The 13,381-nt window shown below is 56.8% G+C and carries 13 protein-coding genes; 2 read left to right on the top strand and 11 right to left on the bottom strand.

Annotated features, from left to right (window positions below; genetic code table 11):
• Positions 1-15: 15 nt before the first annotated feature.
• Entirely contained in the window at positions 16-1,065 is a 1,050-nt protein-coding gene (locus ACR0D7_RS09785; RefSeq protein ID WP_480678851.1) for a sterol desaturase family protein, read from the top strand.
• A 42-nt stretch (positions 1,066-1,107) separates the two neighbouring features.
• Here the strand turns inward: ACR0D7_RS09785 and lpdA are convergent, their stop codons facing one another.
• From lpdA to mdh, 10 genes are all read right to left on the bottom strand, one after another.
• The gene (lpdA, locus tag ACR0D7_RS09780; RefSeq protein WP_480678850.1) at positions 1,108-2,496 is read right to left on the bottom strand and encodes a dihydrolipoyl dehydrogenase; all 1,389 of its coding nucleotides are present in this window, start codon (positions 2,494-2,496) and stop codon (positions 1,108-1,110) included.
• A 73-nt stretch (positions 2,497-2,569) separates the two neighbouring features.
• Positions 2,570-2,839 carry a hypothetical protein gene (locus tag ACR0D7_RS09775; RefSeq protein WP_170385777.1) on the bottom strand — a complete coding sequence of 90 codons (270 nt, stop codon included), beginning with the start codon at positions 2,837-2,839 and terminating at the stop codon, positions 2,570-2,572.
• A 2-nt stretch (positions 2,840-2,841) separates the two neighbouring features.
• Positions 2,842-4,347, bottom strand: a complete 1,506-nt coding sequence (odhB, locus tag ACR0D7_RS09770; protein WP_480678849.1) for a 2-oxoglutarate dehydrogenase complex dihydrolipoyllysine-residue succinyltransferase — start codon at positions 4,345-4,347, stop codon at positions 2,842-2,844.
• A 3-nt stretch (positions 4,348-4,350) separates the two neighbouring features.
• Positions 4,351-7,308: a 2-oxoglutarate dehydrogenase E1 component gene (locus ACR0D7_RS09765; protein ID WP_480678848.1), complete on the bottom strand. Its 2,958-nt coding sequence runs from the start codon at positions 7,306-7,308 to the stop codon at positions 4,351-4,353.
• Positions 7,305-7,847, bottom strand: a complete 543-nt coding sequence (locus tag ACR0D7_RS09760) for a DUF805 domain-containing protein (protein ID WP_480678847.1) — start codon at positions 7,845-7,847, stop codon at positions 7,305-7,307. Before ACR0D7_RS09760 ends, ACR0D7_RS09765 begins: the two co-directional genes overlap by 4 nt.
• A gap of 25 nt (positions 7,848-7,872) precedes the next feature.
• On the bottom strand, positions 7,873-8,226 hold the full coding sequence (locus ACR0D7_RS09755) for a hypothetical protein (protein ID WP_480678846.1): 354 nt from the start codon (positions 8,224-8,226) through the stop codon (positions 7,873-7,875).
• Positions 8,223-9,104 carry a succinate--CoA ligase subunit alpha gene (gene sucD / locus ACR0D7_RS09750; protein WP_480678845.1) on the bottom strand — a complete coding sequence of 294 codons (882 nt, stop codon included), beginning with the start codon at positions 9,102-9,104 and terminating at the stop codon, positions 8,223-8,225. Before sucD ends, ACR0D7_RS09755 begins: the two co-directional genes overlap by 4 nt.
• 13 nt (positions 9,105-9,117) lie before the next feature.
• Complete coding sequence (locus ACR0D7_RS09745; RefSeq protein WP_480678844.1) at positions 9,118-9,621, bottom strand: hypothetical protein; 504 nt, start codon at positions 9,619-9,621, stop codon at positions 9,118-9,120.
• Positions 9,622-9,626: 5 nt separating this feature from the next.
• A complete protein-coding gene (gene sucC, locus ACR0D7_RS09740) occupies positions 9,627-10,820 on the bottom strand; it encodes an ADP-forming succinate--CoA ligase subunit beta (RefSeq protein WP_170573851.1) in 1,194 nt (397 codons plus the stop codon).
• Positions 10,821-11,142: 322 nt separating this feature from the next.
• Positions 11,143-12,105 carry a malate dehydrogenase gene (mdh, locus tag ACR0D7_RS09735; RefSeq protein WP_170385801.1) on the bottom strand — a complete coding sequence of 321 codons (963 nt, stop codon included), beginning with the start codon at positions 12,103-12,105 and terminating at the stop codon, positions 11,143-11,145.
• 161 nt (positions 12,106-12,266) lie between these two features.
• Between mdh and ACR0D7_RS09730 the strand changes: the two genes are divergently transcribed.
• On the top strand, positions 12,267-13,022 hold the full coding sequence (locus ACR0D7_RS09730) for a sulfite exporter TauE/SafE family protein (protein ID WP_480678843.1): 756 nt from the start codon (positions 12,267-12,269) through the stop codon (positions 13,020-13,022).
• Here ACR0D7_RS09730 and ACR0D7_RS09725 read toward each other — a convergent pair.
• The gene (locus tag ACR0D7_RS09725) at positions 13,019-13,318 is read right to left on the bottom strand and encodes a hypothetical protein (protein ID WP_480678842.1); all 300 of its coding nucleotides are present in this window, start codon (positions 13,316-13,318) and stop codon (positions 13,019-13,021) included. The two genes, ACR0D7_RS09730 and ACR0D7_RS09725, sit on opposite strands and share 4 nt — an antisense overlap.
• Between the last annotated feature and the right edge of the window lie 63 nt (positions 13,319-13,381).

Genomic DNA, 13,381 nt, shown 5'->3' with positions numbered 1-13,381 from the left:
AATTCGGAGGCCTCGATGCAGCAGCTTCAGTTGTTATGGAACGCATTTCTTGATCATGCGCAAGGTGTGCTCCTTTCGCCTTTGGACCCCAGCAACCGCATCTTTCATGTCTATTTGAGTAGTTCAGTATTAATTGCTTTCTTAGTCTACAGGTCCAAGCGAAAAAACGCATCCCACGTATGTGGCGAGAGTAGCTTTCTGGGTTTTTTGTTCCCTAAGAAAGTGTGGGAGCACCCTTCGGCTTGGCTAGATGTTAGGTACTTCTTTTTTCATATGATGATTGGTCATTTTTTACTTTTGACTGTCTTTGCGGGCTCCGCCGCATTGGGTTATCAACTAACCAGCGGAGCACTGACCGGGCATGAGGTCGTTGAAACAAAGCCATTGATTGGTTGGCAGGGTGCTCTCGTGACCCTGATTTTTATGTTTCTGTTTTTCATGATCATGGATTTTCTAGGTTTTTATATCCATTATTTGCAGCACAAAATCCCGCTTCTGTGGCAGTTTCATAAGGTGCATCACAGTGCCGAGGTCATGCACCCGATCTCTAATTTTCGGGAACACCCTATAGACAATTTGGCTTACAAAACTCTGATTGGGTTTGGCACTGGTGCTTTTACCGGGGTGACATTCAGGGTTTTGGGATACCAACCCAGCCTTCCGGTTTTGCTGGGCGTGCCTGTGTTGATGTTTATGTTCAATATCGTTGGATATAACCTGCGGCATTCCCATGTCTGGTTGCGCTGGCCCGGTGTCTGGTCAAAGGTGTTTCCTTCGCCAGCCCATCACCACGTGCATCACAGTTGCCACCCGGATCATCTGGACAAGAATTTCGCGTTTATGTTTCCGTTCTGGGATGTGCTGTTCGGAACTTATGTAATGCCTGATGACAACCGAGACGTGAAATTCGGAGTGACCGAGAAAGACCGTGGTCATGAAATGGACACCTGCATGAAATTGTATTTCCTGCCGTTCCGGGATGCGTGGCGAATCTTAAAACGGAAACGGCCAACCGATCCTCAAACACGCCAAGTTGGTCCGGTTACAGAGAAGTCTGCAGAATAAACCGGAAAGCGACCCGGCATTGACCGGATCGCTTATTGTTCATCAGCTGTGGATCGGGCCGTCGCCACAGGCTAGCGCCGCTTCACGCACCGCCTCGGAATAGGTCGGGTGCGCGTGGCAAGTCAGAGCCAGATCTTCAGCTGAGGCGCCGAATTCCATTGCAACGCAGACCTCGTGTATAAGATCGCCCGCCGCTGGGCCAATGATGTGGGCGCCCAGAATACGATCGGTATCTTTGTCGGCCAGGATTTTCACGAACCCGTCCGAGGCAAAATTCGCCTTGGCGCGGCCATTGCCCATGAACATAAACTTGCCGACCTTGTAGGCGCGCCCTTGTTCTTTTAGCGTTGCTTCGGTCTCGCCTACATTGGCGACTTCGGGCCAAGTGTAGATGACACCCGGAATGACGCCATAGTTGACGTGGCCATGCTTGCCGGCGACCTGTTCGGCGGCGGCCATGCCTTCGTCTTCGGCCTTATGCGCCAGCATCGGGCCTTCGGTCACGTCGCCGATGGCGTAGATGCCCGGCACGTTGGTCTGCCAGTCGGAACCCACCTTGATCTGGCCGCGTTGGGTCATTTCCACACCCAGTGCTTCCAGCCCCAAACCGTCCGAGTAGGGCTTGCGTCCGGTGGCGACCAGCACGGTGTCGGCATCGATCACGTGCTCGCTGTCATCCTTGAGCAGCTTGTAAGTAACTTTGGCTTTGGTCTTGGTCGCCTCGGTTTTCTGAACCGCTGCGCCCATCACAAATTTCAGGCCCTGTTTCTTGAGGATACGCTGGAAGGTCTTCTGGACCTCTGGGTCCATGCCTGGCGTGATTTCCTTGAGGAACTCGATAACCGTCACGTCGGCCCCCAGTCGGCTGTAGACCGAACCCAGTTCAAGACCAATAACGCCCGCGCCGATGACGACCATCTTTTTCGGAATCTTGCCAAGCGACAACGCGCCGGTCGAGGTCACGACAACTTTTTCATCGACTTCGACACCCGGCAAAGAAGATGGCTCGGAACCGGACGCAATGATGATGTTCTTGGTCTCGTGTACTTCGTCACCGACCTTGACCTTGCCAGCAGCAGGGATCGACCCCCAGCCCTTCAGCCAATCGATCTTGTTCTTCTTGAACAGGAACTCGATACCCTTGGTGTTGCCCTCGATCACTTCGTCCTTATAGGCCTGCATCTGTTTCCAGTCGACCGAGGGGCTTTTGCCTTTCAGGCCCATTTTGGCAAAGTTATGCTCGGCCTCGTGCAGTTGATGGCTGGCATGCAGCAGTGCTTTGGACGGGATGCAGCCCACGTTCAGGCAGGTGCCGCCTAGCGTTTCACGCCCTTCGACCACGGCTGTTTTCAGCCCCAACTGGGCGCAGCGGATGGCACAGACATAGCCGCTGGGGCCAGCGCCAATTACGATGACATCATAGTTTGCCATTATACTCTCCTAAGTCGACCGGATTGACCGGTGGCTGCATGACCCAATGTGAATGGGTCATGCCGTGCTTAATTTAAACCGGTTCCAAAAGCTTGATCGTGATATGGGCGATACCGCCCCGCTCGTGGTGCATCGCCAGCTCTTCCGAGCCGAAAAAGGCCCGAGCCTTGTCCAGATTTGTAACCTCGAACATGGCGATGGCATGATCGCGTTGATCCGGGTCACGCCAGACGTGCAAGTCGCGGATACCCGCCGCTTTGCGCATAGGTTCGTCTTCGCGGAATACATTCAGCCAGGCATCGAAATCGGCCACATCGGCCTGCCACAATACATGAGTTGCCATAATTACAGATCCATCAACAGGCGGCGCGGATCTTCCAGCGCCTCTTTTACACGAACAAGGAAGGTCACGGCGCCTTTGCCGTCAACGATCCTGTGGTCATAGGACAGCGCCAGATACATCATCGGACGGATCACAACCTGACCGTTGATCGCCATCGGACGGTCCTGGATCTTGTGCATACCAAGGATACCCGATTGCGGGGGGTTCAGGATTGGCGACGACATCAGCGAGCCATAGACACCACCATTCGAGATAGTGAATGTACCACCCTGCATTTCCTCCATCGAAAGCTTGCCGTCACGCGCCCGTTTGCCTTTCTCGGCAATGGCTTTTTCGATAGCGGCAAAGGACATCGAGTCCGCGTCGCGGATAACCGGAACCACCAGACCGGTGGGTGTGCCGGCGGCCACGCCCATGTGGACGAAGTTCTTGTAGACGATGTCATTGCCGTCGATCTCGGCATTCACCTCGGGCACTTCCTTCAGAGCATGGCAGCAGGCTTTGGTGAAGAAGGACATAAAGCCCAGACGCACGCCGTGCTTTTTCTCGAACTGGTCTTTGTACTGGTTGCGCAGAGCCATCACCTCGGTCATGTCCACCTCGTTATAGGTGGTCAGCATGGCGGCAGTGTTCTGGCTGTCTTTCAGGCGCTTGGCGATGGTCTGGCGCAAGCGGGTCATCTTGACCCGTTCCTCGCGTGCAGCGTCATGGGCCGCGACCGGTGCGCGCGGCGCGGCAGCAGGGGCCGGAGCTGGCGCCGGAGCGGCGGCAGTTGCCACAGCGCGGGCCACGTCCTCTTTCATGATACGACCATCGCGACCTGAGCCACTCACCTGATCGGCGGACAACCCGGCCTGCGCCATGGCCTTCTCAGCCGACGGCGCGTTGGCGATATCTTTGCCTGTGGTGGCTGCAGCAGGGGCTGCGGCGGCGGCCGGGGCCGCGGCAGGGGCAGCTGCAGCGCCCGAGCCCGAGATCACGGCCAGCTTGGCCGAAGCATCCACAGTAGTGCCTTCGGGGGCGACGATTTCGGCCAGAACGCCAGCGGCGGGTGCCGGAACCTCAACCGATACCTTGTCGGTTTCCAGTTCGCACAACATTTCGTCCTGTGCGACCGCATCGCCAACCTGTTTGAACCATGTGGAAACAGTAGCTTCGGTGACGGATTCACCCAGAGTAGGGACCATCACATCAACGCTGCCAGCGTCTGCGGCAGGTGCGGTCTCGGCTGTGGGTGCAGGGGCTGCGGCTGGGGCCGGGGCAGCGCCTTCGCCTGCTGTTATGGTGGCCAGCAACGCGTCAACGCCAACGGTTTCACCTTCGGCGGCGACGATTTCGCCCATGACGCCGGCGGCAGGCGCCGGAACTTCAACTGTTACCTTGTCGGTTTCAAGCTCACAGAGCATCTCATCCATTGCCACCGCGTCACCTGGTTTCTTGAACCAGGTCGCAACCGTGGCTTCGGTGACAGATTCGCCAAGCGTGGGAACACGAACTTCAATGGTCATCGTTTACTTTCCTTCGATGCTCAGCGCTTCGTTCACGAGCGCTTCTTGTTGGGCTTTGTGTTGGCTGGCCAGTCCCGTCGCGGGCGAAGCCGAGGTTGCGCGGCCGACATAGCGTGGCCGTGTGTGTTTGGCCTTGATACGGGTCAGAACCCATTCGATGTTGGGTTCGATAAATGTCCAGGCACCTTGGTTCTTGGGCTCTTCCTGACACCAGACCATCTCGGCCCCTTTAAAGCGCTCAAGTTCATTGATCAGCGAATGTGCCGGGAACGGGTAGTATTGCTCGATCCGCATCAGATAGACATCGTCGATGCCGCGTGCGTCGCGCTCCTCCAGCAGGTCATAATAGACCTTGCCGGAACACATCACCACACGCTTGATCTTGTCGTCCTTGACCAGCTTGGTGTCCGAGTTGCCCTTTTGCGCGTCATCCCAAAGCACCCGGTGGAAGCTCGACCCGGTGGTGAAATCTTCGGCCGTGCTGATTGCCAGCTTGTGGCGCAGCAACGATTTCGGGGTCACCAGGATCAGCGGCTTGCGGAAGGTGCGGTGCAGCTGACGGCGCAGGATGTGGAAGTAGTTCGCAGGCGTCGTACAGTTCGCCACGATCCAGTTGTCCTGGCCGCACATCTGAAGGAATCGTTCCAGACGGGCCGAGCTGTGCTCGGGGCCTTGCCCTTCGAACCCGTGCGGCAGCAGGGTGACCAAACCGGACATGCGCAGCCACTTGCTTTCGCCCGAGCTGATGAACTGGTCGAACATGATTTGCGCACCGTTGGCAAAGTCGCCAAATTGCGCCTCCCACAGGGTCAGGGCGTTCGGTTCTGCCAGCGAGTAGCCGTATTCGAAACCCAAAACCGCATATTCGGACAGCATAGAATCGATCACGTCATAATGTGACTGACCCTTGCGTATATTGTTCAGCGGATAATAACGCTGCTCGCTTTCCTGATGGATAAAGCCCGAGTGGCGCTGGCTGAATGTGCCGCGTGTTGCATCCTGACCAGACAAACGCACCGGGAAGCCTTCGGTCAGCAGAGAGCCAAAAGCCAGAGCCTCACCCGTGGCCCAGTCAAAACCTTTGCCGGTTTCAAACATCCGCTTTTTGTGGTCAAGCAGGCGGCCCACAGTCTTGTGCAGTGCGAACCCGTCCGGGACTTTGGTCAGCGCTGTGCCGACCTCGGCCAGGGTTTCCGGCGTGATTGCAGTTTCACCACGGACGTATTCTTCTTTGTTCTTGTCCAGATGCGACCAGCGCCCATCCAGCCAGTCGGCCTTGTTGGGTTTAAAGTCTTTGCCAGCCTCGAACTCATCGTTCAGATGGGCCTGGAAGGCGGCCTTCATGTCCTCGATTTCGCCCTCGGGGATCAGGCCATCTTTGACCAGGCGCTCGGTATACAGCGACAAAGTGGTCTTATGCGTCTTGATCTTCTTGTACATGATCGGGTTGGTGAACATGGGCTCGTCGCCCTCGTTGTGACCAAACCGGCGGTAGCAGAAGATGTCGATGACAACATCCTTGTGGAACTTCTGACGGAACTCTGTCGCCACCTTGGCGGCGTGCACCACGGCTTCGGGATCGTCGCCGTTCACGTGGAAGATCGGTGCCTCGACCATCAGAGCGATATCTGTAGGATACGGGCTGGAGCGTGAGAAGTGCGGCGCGGTAGTAAAGCCAATCTGGTTGTTCACGACGATATGCATGGTGCCGCCGGTCTTGTGCCCTTTCAGGCCCGACAGACCAAAGCCTTCGGCCACCACACCCTGACCGGCAAATGCCGCATCACCGTGTAGCAGAACGCCCATGACCTTGGTGCGATCTTCATCATGCAGCTGATCCTGCTTTGCGCGGACCTTGCCCAGCACGACCGGGTTGACCGCCTCAAGGTGAGAAGGGTTTGCAGTCAGCGACAAGTGCACGCTGTTGCCATTGAACTCACGGTCACTGGACGCACCGAGGTGATATTTCACATCGCCCGAGCCATCCACATCCTCTGGCTTGAAGCTGCCGCCCTGGAATTCGTTGAAGATCGCGCGGTAGGGCTTGCCCATCACATTGGCCAGAATGTTCAGGCGGCCCCGGTGCGGCATGCCGATGACGATGTCACTCAGGCCCAGTGCACCGCCGCGCTTGATGATCTGCTCCATCGCCGGGATGAGCGCCTCACCACCGTCCAGACCGAAGCGTTTGGTGCCCATGTATTTGACATGCAGGAATTTCTCGAATCCCTCGGCCTCGACCATTTTGTTCAGGATCGCCTTTCGGCCCTCTTTGGTAAAGGCGATTTCCTTGCCATAGCCCTCGATCCGCTCCTTCAGCCAAGCGGCCTCTTCCGGGTTCGAGATATGCATATACTGAAGCGCAAACGTACCGCAGTAGGTTCGCTTTACGATCTCCACGATCTGACGCATGCTGGCCATCTGCAGGCCCAGAACATTGTCGATAAAGATCGGGCGATCCATGTCGGCATCGGTGAAGCCATAAGTCTTCGGGTCCAGCTCGGGATGCGTGCTGGCCGCACGCATACCCAATGGATCCAGATCGGCGGCTAGGTGGCCACGGATACGATAGGCCCGGATCAGCATCAGCGCCCGCAGACTGTCCAGTACAGCGCGCTTGATCTGATCTTCGCTGACCTGAACGCCTTTGTCCGCCGCCTTTTCTTTGATCTTCTTGCCTGCGGCCTTGGCATCAATCTCAGCCCATTCGCCGGTCAGCGCACCTGTCAGATCATCCGCTGGCATCGGCGGCCAGTCGGTCCGCGCCCAGGATGGCCCCTCGGCCTCTTTCTGAACGTCCGGTGAAGCGTCTCCCATGGCCTTGAAAAACTCGGCCCAGGCGGCATCCACCGCACCGGGGTTCTTGGTGTACTGGGCATAAAGCTGCTCCAGATACTCGGCATTGTGCCCCTGCATGAAGCTTGAGGCGTGAAACGCGGAATTGGGCGTATGTTCGGTCATTGGGCTACCTCATATGGGTTGGGACCGTATTGGTTGGTGCCTGGCTGGCTGGGGCGGGTCAGCCACCACAGAACCAGGAGGGGCGACACAAACAGAACAAGCAGTGTCGGAATGACGATCAGCAGCGTGGCGCGGGTGAACAGGATGTCCAGATTGCCACCATGCTGGAAACTGGAGGCAAGGCCGATGCCAAAGACCAGGACGGCGCCGGCACCGAGGATCAAAAGGATCGGCAGCAGAGCATACAGCCCGCTGCGCCCGGTATCGTGCATCCGCCGCCAGGCGACAGCCAGATGCGGGATGAAGACGATCAGACCCACAATGCTTTGCACCGGCTGCGAGGACGTCGCGGTGACGGATTTCACTTCATCGCTTTCGCTGACCGAAACCTGAGTGAAGAACTGCCAGTCGATGATCCCAGCGATGAAGCTCCAGATCACGATGAACAGGAGAAAGAACCAGTATTCGGGCCGCGAAGCACGGCCCGAGAAGGTGAAGAACTTGGTAAAACAAGTGCGTATGGAGTCGGAGAAGGTCATCTAAACTATTCCGAGGTCCTCAAAACTAACCGGTGCATCGCACAACTAGATGGCGTGTTCCCGGTAACTCTTCTGGATGGTGCAATTCCACGTCTTCTACCTCTAAGACCTTGGCACCTCTTTCTGCACATAGCTTCGCAGGGGCTGCACTCAATTGTTTGCGATCAATCCGATCTGGATAATAAAACACACCGATCTGCGAACCAATTCCAACAACGGCAGCGAGGGCTTCGTTATCAATGCCTGAAACAGGCTCAATGCCCGTCAGCTGCTCGTTGTTGAATTCAGTAGACCGTTCGACCGATGAGCTGTGTTCAGAAACACAACCTTGCAGCAACAATGCTGCTGCAAGAGATAGTATGAGGGGCGCTGACCTCACCCAATCGCCTCCAGCACGGCCTCACCCAGCTGCGCCGGGCTTTCCGCCACGACGATACCGGCCGAGCGCATGGCTTCGATCTTGTCCTCGGCACCGCCCTTGCCGCCGGCGACAATCGCGCCCGCGTGGCCCATGCGGCGGCCCGGAGGGGCTGTGCGGCCTGCGATGAAACCGGCGGTCGGCTTTTTGCGGCCCTTCTTGGCCTCATCCGCCAGGAACTGTGCGGCTTCTTCTTCGGCCGAGCCACCGATCTCGCCGATCATGATGATCGACTCGGTCTCGTCATCCGCCAGGAACCATTCTAGCACGTCGATATGCTCGGTCCCTTTGATCGGGTCGCCGCCGATGCCCACACAGGTGGACTGGCCCAGTCCTACGTCAGTTGTCTGTTTCACAGCTTCATAAGTAAGCGTACCCGAGCGGGAAACGACACCCACGCTCCCGCGTTTGTGAATGTGGCCGGGCATAATGCCGATCTTGCAGGCATCAGGCGTGATGACACCGGGGCAGTTCGGGCCGATCAGGCGCGATTTGCTGCCTTCCAGCGCGCGCTGTACTCTCATCATGTCCAGAACCGGAATGCCTTCGGTGATGCAGACGATCACTTCCATCTCGGCATCAATCGCTTCGAGGATCGAGTCCGCAGCAAAGGGCGGCGGCACATAGATCACCGATGCGTTGGCTTCGGTCACGTGCTTGGCTTCGTGGACCGAGTTGAACACGGGCAGGTCGAGATGGGTCATCCCGCCTTTGCCGGGGGTCACGCCGCCGACCATCTTGGTGCCATAGGCAATGGCCTGTTCAGAGTGGAATGTGCCCTGCGAGCCGGTAAAGCCCTGACAGATCACTTTGGTATTTTCGTCGATGAGGACTGCCATTTTTTGGAGTCTCCTATTCTTTGTTCAGGATTTCTGAAATCTGATCTGAGTTCAGCGCGAAATAGCGAGAAAATGGAAGGCCGGTGGCCTCGTATTCTTCGTCGCTTAACAAACTAAGCGCTTGCTTCGGTGTTTTTTGACGACTGTTGGGAAGGCCATAATCTTCTGAAGCCGGTGTCTCGCGAAACTGTACCGTGATCCACACTGGTTCTGAAGCAGGCTTATTGAGAAAGCACTCCGCATGAGCCAGATACTTGGATCCACTCTCTCCCAAAATGGCAACATCAGGAAAGACGTAACGCCGCAAGCCATCAGTTGACCCAGGAACCAATGCAGCGTTTGCTGTCCAATGTCCCATATCGACAGAACTCACCACGACTTTCTGCAAGATGCCATTTTGGATCGCTGAGGCGCATGCCAAGCAAGTTTCGTCATTGGACGCACACGCTTCGGATTCAGCATGTGCGAAACCAATTTGCGAAAACGCTGCAATAGTTATGGCCGCCAGTTTTAGCAAAGAGCTTAACCCTTAACCGCCTTCACGATCTTCTCGGCACCGTCTTTTAGGTTGTCCGCTGCGATCACGTCCAGGCCAGAGGTGTTGATGATCTCTTTGCCCTTCTCGACATTCGTGCCTTCCAGACGCACGACCAGCGGAACCTGCAGGCCGACCTCTTTCACTGCGGCCACAACGCCCTCGGCGATGACGTCACAGCGCATGATGCCGCCGAAGATGTTGACCAGAATGCCTTTGACCTGCGGGTCCGAGGTGATGATCTTGAACGCCTCGGTCACTTTCTCTTTGGTGGCACCGCCGCCCACGTCGAGGAAGTTGGCAGGTTCAGCACCGTAGAGTTTGATGATGTCCATGGTTGCCATCGCCAGACCGGCACCGTTCACCATACAGCCGATCTCACCATCCAGCGCGATGTAGTTCAGGTCGTATTTCGAGGCTTCGAGTTCCTTGGGATCTTCCTCGGTCGTGTCGCGCAGTTCGGCGATATCGGGGTGGCGGTAGACCGCGTTGCCGTCAAAGCCGACCTTGGCGTCCAATACCTTGAGGTTGCCGTCGTCTGCTACGATCAGCGGGTTGATCTCCAGCATCTCCATGTCCTTCTCGACGAAGGCATTATAGAGCTGGTTCATCAGTTTGACGCATTGCTTGACCTGTGCGCCCTCAAGGCCCAGCGAGAAGGCGATGCGGCGGCCGTGATAAGGCTGATAACCAGTTGCGGGGTCAACTGAGAAGGACAGGATTTTCTCGGGCGTGGCGGCGGCCACCTCTTCGATATCCATGCCGCCTTCGGTCGAGCAGACGAAGGAAATGCGGCTGGTCTGGCGGTCCACCAGCAAGGCCAGATACAGTTCGCGTTCGATGCCTGAACCGGCCTCGATATAGATGCGGTTGACCTGCTTGCCTGCGGGGCCGGTCTGATGTGTGACCAGCGTGCGGCCCAGCATCTTCTTGGCTTCCTCGGCGGCCTCTTCGACCGATTTGGTCAGACGGACACCGCCCTTTTCGCCGGCATCGGCCTCTTTGAAAGACCCTTTGCCTCGGCCACCTGCGTGAATCTGCGCCTTAACAACCCATAGGGGGCCATCCAGTTCGCCTGCTGCGGTTTTGGCTTCCTCGGCGCGCAGAACCGCGCGACCTTCGGAGACCGGAGCGCCATAGCTGCGAAGAAGAGCTTTGGCTTGATATTCGTGAATGTTCATCAACACTGTCCCGTCTGACTACGATTAACCCGTTATAGAGTGCTGTAGAGCAGAAATTTAAAGGGTTTTTTGACAGCATGGCGTTTTTTCACGAAGATTTTCCCTATTTGTGATCACAGCTTTCTGGGGTGTGATCACATTTTCGGGTCTTGGTGATTTTTGATTCGATTGACTGGGCGAAACGCTCAAAAACACATTCAATAAAGGGATTTGGGCCGTTTGCGCCAACATCTACAGTTGTGTAAATCAGATCGACCATAGGTGCTAAATAGAAAAACCGGCCCGATATTGGGGCCGGTTTTCCGAAGTTTTACTGAAAGGCTCAGGCGAGCGAGCTGTCGATACCTTTGCAAGCGTCGATCAGACCCTTAACGGCGTTGACCGAGTTGTCGAATCCTGCCTGTTCGTCTTCGTTCAGCTTGATGTCGACGATGCGTTCAATGCCACCGGCGCCAATCACTGTGGGGACACCGACATACAGGCCGTCGACACCCAGCTCACCGTTGCAATAGGCGGCGCACGGCAGAACGCGTTTCTGGTCTTTCAGGTAGGCTTCGGCCATTTCGATTGCCGAAGTTGCCGGAGCATAGAACGCAGAGCCGGTTTTCAGCAGGCCAACGATCTCAGCGCCGCCGTCACGGGTGCGCTGCACAATGGCGTCCAATTTCTCTTGCGAGGTCCAGCCCATCTCAACCAGATCGGGCAGCGGGATGCCGGCGACGGTCGAGTACCGAACCGAAGGAACCATGGTGTCGCCGTGGCCGCCCAGAACGAAGGCGGTGACATCGCGCATTGAAACGTTGAACTCTTCCGACAGGAAGTGTGCAAAACGGGCCGAGTCCAGAACGCCTGCCATGCCGCAGACTTTGTGGTGCGGCAGGCCTGAGAATTCGCGCAGAGCCCAGACCATCGCGTCCAGCGGGTTGGTGATGCAGATCACGAATGCGTCGGGCGCGTGGGCGGCAATGCCTTCGCCAACCGATTTCATGACTTTCAGGTTGATGCCCAGCAGGTCATCACGGCTCATGCCCGGTTTGCGTGCAACCCCGGCAGTGACGATGCAGACGTCTGCGCCAGCGATGTCGGCATAGTCGCTGGTGCCAGACATGGCCGCGTCGAAACCTTCGGACGGTCCGGATTCAGCGATGTCGAGCGCCTTGCCTTGCGGCAAGCCGTCGGCGATGTCGAACATGACAACGTCGCCCAGTTCCTTAACAGCTGCGAGATGGGCAAGTGTGCCGCCGATGTTCCCCGCGCCGATAAGCGCGATCTTGGGTCTGGCCATTTGGATGATCTCCGGTCGGTTTTGAAATTGCGGCTGTGCTAGTCGTTTAAATTTGTTCTTGCAAGTATCATGGGGCGCGGCATGCAACCGCATACAGTTTGCACTGCGGTCTGTGATTGCGCTAAACGGCCTTTAAGACAAGCCTATAACCGGGATGCCGCATGTTCGAATTGAACCTGATGTTTTTTGCTGTGGCGATCCCTGCGGTGATCTTTGCGGGAATCTCGAAGGGTGGGTTCGGATCGGGCGTGGCTTTTGCATCTTCGTCGATTCTGGCCCTGATACTCGAACCCGGTCAGGCGCTGGCGCTGATGTTGCCAATCCTGATGGTGATAGATGTGGCCACTCTTGGGCCCTATTGGAAACGTTGGAACTGGCCGGACTCACGCCTGCTGATTTTGGGCGCTGTGCCGGGTGTAGCGCTGGGTGCCTTGCTGTATCGCGCCACGGATGACGACCTGCTGCGCCTTCTCATCGGGGGGATCTCGGTTGGCTTCGTGATCTGGCATATTGGCCAAAGCAAAGGCCTGATCCGTGGCTTTGCCAACCGCCTGCCGCCAATTGCGGGGCTGTTTGCCGGGTTGGTCGCGGGTTTCACCAGCTTTGTCAGCCACGCCGGTGGGCCGCCTGCCGCCGTCTATCTGCTGTCACAGCGCCTGACAAAGACCGAGTTTCAGGCTTCGACCGTGTTGGTTTTCTGGGTTATTAATATCGCAAAATTTGTGCCTTATGCCTATTTGGGCCTGTTCACCTGGCACACCGCTTGGGCCGATCTGCTGCTGACACCCTTTGCAATTCTCGGGGCCTGGCTGGGCGTCCGGGCACATTTCTTGCTGTCCGAGCGCATGTTTTTTTCCATCGCCTATGTGTTGTTGACACTGACAGGCAGTAAACTGATCTGGGACGCTCTGACTTAGATGTTTGGAGGCAGCGCCTCGGCCATCGCCTCATAAGCTTGACCCGAGGCAACAAGACAAGTGATCCCGTCCGGCAGCGTCACCGTGATCGTCCAACTGCCGGTTTGGTCAGAGGCATAAATTTCCATCACCGCACCCTGACGCGCAATGCCGATGCTGCGGCGCGTTTCACCATAGGTTTCGGCCAGTCGTTTCATCACATCTTCGCGCGGTGCACAGGTACTGGCCCGCACCTGTTGCGCAGCAAGAACCATGATTCCAAGGCCCATCGTCATCGTGAACAGCGTCTTTTTCATCTGCGTACCCTCTGGATTCCATCTGGCTTCAGGGTGAGGCGGACTGGGAGAAATCTGGTTAAA

This window comes from Ruegeria sp. BB7, from assembly GCF_056539365.1.
This window is presented reverse-complemented; position numbering and strand designations above follow the sequence as displayed.

Coding starts and splice junctions, on each gene's coding strand:
- mdh (WP_170385801.1), bottom strand. CDS start 12,105: ATGGCCAGACCCAAGATCGCGCTTATCGGCGCGGGGAACATCGGCGGC.
- odhB (WP_480678849.1), bottom strand. CDS start 4,347: ATGACCATTGAAGTTCGTGTTCCCACGCTTGGCGAATCTGTCACCGAA.
- sucD (WP_480678845.1), bottom strand. CDS start 9,104: ATGGCAGTCCTCATCGACGAAAATACCAAAGTGATCTGTCAGGGCTTT.
- ACR0D7_RS09725 (WP_480678842.1), bottom strand. CDS start 13,318: ATGAAAAAGACGCTGTTCACGATGACGATGGGCCTTGGAATCATGGTT.
- ACR0D7_RS09775 (WP_170385777.1), bottom strand. CDS start 2,839: ATGGCAACTCATGTATTGTGGCAGGCCGATGTGGCCGATTTCGATGCC.
- ACR0D7_RS09730 (WP_480678843.1), top strand. CDS start 12,267: ATGTTCGAATTGAACCTGATGTTTTTTGCTGTGGCGATCCCTGCGGTG.
- sucC (WP_170573851.1), bottom strand. CDS start 10,820: ATGAACATTCACGAATATCAAGCCAAAGCTCTTCTTCGCAGCTATGGC.
- ACR0D7_RS09760 (WP_480678847.1), bottom strand. CDS start 7,847: ATGACCTTCTCCGACTCCATACGCACTTGTTTTACCAAGTTCTTCACC.
- ACR0D7_RS09765 (WP_480678848.1), bottom strand. CDS start 7,308: ATGACCGAACATACGCCCAATTCCGCGTTTCACGCCTCAAGCTTCATG.
- ACR0D7_RS09785 (WP_480678851.1), top strand. CDS start 16: ATGCAGCAGCTTCAGTTGTTATGGAACGCATTTCTTGATCATGCGCAA.
- lpdA (WP_480678850.1), bottom strand. CDS start 2,496: ATGGCAAACTATGATGTCATCGTAATTGGCGCTGGCCCCAGCGGCTAT.